Raw genomic sequence first — 3060 nt, 5'->3', positions numbered from 1 at the left:
GACCAAGAAGAGACGACGTCAGCACGGGCGACCACCACCACGGCACCACCACCCCGACCACGGCCGCAACCGCCACGCACGGTTTTCACCCGTGAACGGGCCGCCATTCAGGCGAAGGGACTAACCCGTGCAGTCACCAAGGTCCAGGACGAGCGGAGCGCCAGGGTTGTCGGGCCTCCAGCCCTGATGAAGAGCGGTTCGTATGCTCGCTGCCACGATGGCGGGCAGCACGGGTTGAACCGGGAGTTTCAGCCAGTTGCTCGGATGTGGCGCTGAGGTGCGAACAACCAGGACCGTGCCAGTACCCTCCGCCGACTCGACTGCGAAGGTCAACGGGGTCCAGCCCATACCTTGGCAGTAGGTGGGCTTCCTTCTCACGGTCCAGCGGTAGCCACGGGCGTCAACGGTGATGTGCCGGCTACCTCGCTTCGCCAAGCTCACACTGCCTCCATCAAGCCTTGAACTGGCTCGCAGGGTACAGCGTGGACGACGGGCGAGTCGTTCGGGCGGCCGGACGTTGTGCCTCACTCGCCCACGGCGGGCGACCTACGCCCAGGCTAAGACACCGTGGTTCGCATCTACGTTTGAGATCGTCTTCAGCCTGCTGACATCCGCGTATGGCGGAGCCGCACCCCACGACGGGAGGAGTTGTCGTGGGGTGCGGCGGCAGGCGGACCGGATCAGCGGGTGATGTTGATTGCCGCCTCCGCCTCTGCGGCGCGCTTGCCGCCGAAGCCGAGCACCGACAGGAACGCCAGCAGTGCCATGACCGCGGCCACGCCGAGGACCGCGGGCACGGTGCCGAACCCGTCGAGCGCGAACCCGGCGACCAGCGCCCCGATGGAGTTGGTGCCGGACGCCAGCAGCATCGAGATCGACCCGACCCGTCCCTGCATCCGGTTGGGCGTGGTCTTGACCTGGTACACCATCCCGGCCACGTTCGACACGCCCGCCCCGTACACGATGGCGGTGTAGATCGCGGCGAGCACGACGGCGTTGTCGGCGAACGCGATGAGCGGCATGAGCACCGCCCAGCTGATGTTGACGAAGATGATGATGCGCCGGATACCGATCAGCTTCATGAAGAAGTTGCTGCTCAGCGCGCCGAGCATGCCACCGATCCCGTTGACCGCGAGCACGAAGCCGATGATCGCCGGCGAGCCGCCGATGTCCTTGACGATGATGATCAGGGCGAGGTTGAGCACCTGGAACAGGATGTTGCTGGCCGCGATGAGGCTGAGCGCGCGGAGCAGGTACACCTGCTCCCAGACGAACGCGAAGCCTTCGCGGACCCGGGCCAGGATGCGCGGCGGGGTGCCCTGCTCGTCGAGCGGCACCCGCAGGTCTTTGCGGATGAACAGCAGCGTGGTCAGCGAGATCAGGTAGGCGATGGCGCTGAAGCCGAACGGCATCCAGCGGGTGAGGGCGTAGAACAGCGTGCCGACGGGCTGGCCGATGAGCCCGGCGGCCTGGCCGCGTGCCTCGTTGCCGGCCATGGCCGCGCCGAGCTGGGTCTCGTCGACGACGTTGCGGACGGCGGCGCGTTCGGACAGGCGGTAGAACACGCCGAGGCTGGCCTCGACGAACGCGGCCGCCATGATCAGCGGCACCCAGACGTAGCCGAGCAGCACGGCGGCGAACACGCCGCCGACGGCGACGATCCGGCCCACGTCACAGATGATCATCGTCTTGCGCCGGTCCCACTGGTCGACCAGGGCCCCGGCGGGCAGCTGCACCAGCAGGTTGGGCAGCAGCGCCGCGAACCCGACCAGGCCCGCGGCGGTCGCCGAGCCGGTGGACCAGAAGACCAGCAGGGTGTACGCGATGGCGCTGACCCGGCCGCCGAGGAACGCCATCCCGGCGCCGGTCCACAGCAGGATGAAGTCGCGGTTGCGCCACAGGCCCGGCGGCTTGGGCCGCTGCTCGGGCTCCGGGGCCCCGTCCGTCCCGGTCGCCGGGTCCGAGCGGACCGCGGGTGTCGCCCCTGCGGCCTCGGTGGCTGCCTTCTCGGCCTGGAGGGCCGTCACCAGGGCCGCGGCTGCCTCCGCCGGGGCGGCCTGGTCCGGCGGCGACTGCTGTGCCCCGGTCTGCTCGCCGACTACCGTCATGCGGTCTCATCCTCTCCGGGCGCGATCGAGCGGCACCAGTCAAGGACCGCCATCGCGCTGTACATCTTGTTCTCGGCCTGGAAGAAGGCGAGGCTGGCCGGTCCGTCGAGGACGTCGGCGCTCACCTCCTCGCCGCGGTGTGCGGGCAGGTCGTGCAGGAACACGGCGTGCGGGCTGTGCCGCCACAGGTCGGCGGTGACCTGGAAGGGGGCGAACACGGTGCGCCAGTCCGGGTCGGGTTTGCTGGTGCCGGTGGTCTGCCAGCGGGTGGTGTAGATCGCGTCGACGTCCTTGGGCAGCTGGTCCATGTCGTGGCGTTCGACGATGACCGCCCCGGTCCGGGCCGCCTGGGCGTGTGCCCGTGCGGCGAGGTCGGCCGGGAGCCCGTACCCCGGTGGGGTGCGCAGTTCCAGGGTGGTGCCGGGCAGGCGGGTCATGGCCAGGGCCAGGGCGGTGGCGGTGTTGTTGCCCTCGCCGACGTAGAGCAGGTGCAGGTCGTGCAGGCGGCCGAAGTGCCGGTACAGCGTGGTCAGGTCGGCCAGGGCCTGGGTGGGGTGCTCCTGGGCGCTCATCGCGTTGACGACCGACATCCGGTCCTGCCCGGCCCAGCCGCGCATCTCGGCCTGGTCGGCGGCGGTGCGGGCGACGAGCACGTCGAGCATGCCCGACAGCACCCGGCCGGTGTCCTCGGTCGTCTCCCCGGTGTTGAGTTGCAGGTCGCCGGGCCCGTACGCGATGAGCCGCGCGCCCAGCCGCAGTGCCCCGCTGGAGAAGGCGGTGCGGGTGCGGGTGGAGGTCCGTGCGAAGTAGACCCCCACCACCTGGCCGGCCAGGGGGTGGTCGTGCTCCCCCCGGGCCATCCGCGCGCCTGCCCGTGCGACGGCGACGATGTCGGTGTCGCTCAGGTCGTCCATCGAGATGAGGTGCCGCGCACCCATCGGTTGCCTCCTGG

At 70.1% G+C, this 3060-nt stretch carries 2 protein-coding genes; both read right to left on the bottom strand.

Annotated elements, in window-relative coordinates; genetic code table 11:
• Window positions 1-680 precede the first annotated feature (680 nt).
• Window positions 681-2108 carry an MFS transporter gene (locus HAV40_RS33165; RefSeq protein WP_166388237.1) on the bottom strand — a complete coding sequence of 476 codons (1428 nt, stop codon included), beginning with the start codon at window positions 2106-2108 and terminating at the stop codon, window positions 681-683.
• Entirely contained in the window at window positions 2105-3046 is a 942-nt protein-coding gene (locus HAV40_RS33160) for an ornithine carbamoyltransferase (RefSeq protein WP_166388236.1), read from the bottom strand. The genes HAV40_RS33165 and HAV40_RS33160 overlap by 4 nt, the downstream gene beginning before the upstream one ends.
• Window positions 3047-3060: the final 14 nt, after the last annotated feature.

This window comes from Catellatospora methionotrophica (assembly GCF_011297335.1).
Taxonomy (GTDB): domain Bacteria; phylum Actinomycetota; class Actinomycetes; order Mycobacteriales; family Micromonosporaceae; genus Catellatospora; species Catellatospora methionotrophica.
Note: the sequence above shows the minus strand (reverse complement) of the source record. Positions and strands in the feature narration are given on the sequence as shown.

Excerpts from the sequence above, each read along its gene's own strand:
- HAV40_RS33165 (WP_166388237.1), bottom strand. The coding sequence starts at position 2,108 with ATGACGGTAGTCGGCGAGCAGACCGGGGCACAGCAGTCGCCGCCGGAC.
- HAV40_RS33160 (WP_166388236.1), bottom strand. The coding sequence starts at position 3,046 with ATGGGTGCGCGGCACCTCATCTCGATGGACGACCTGAGCGACACCGAC.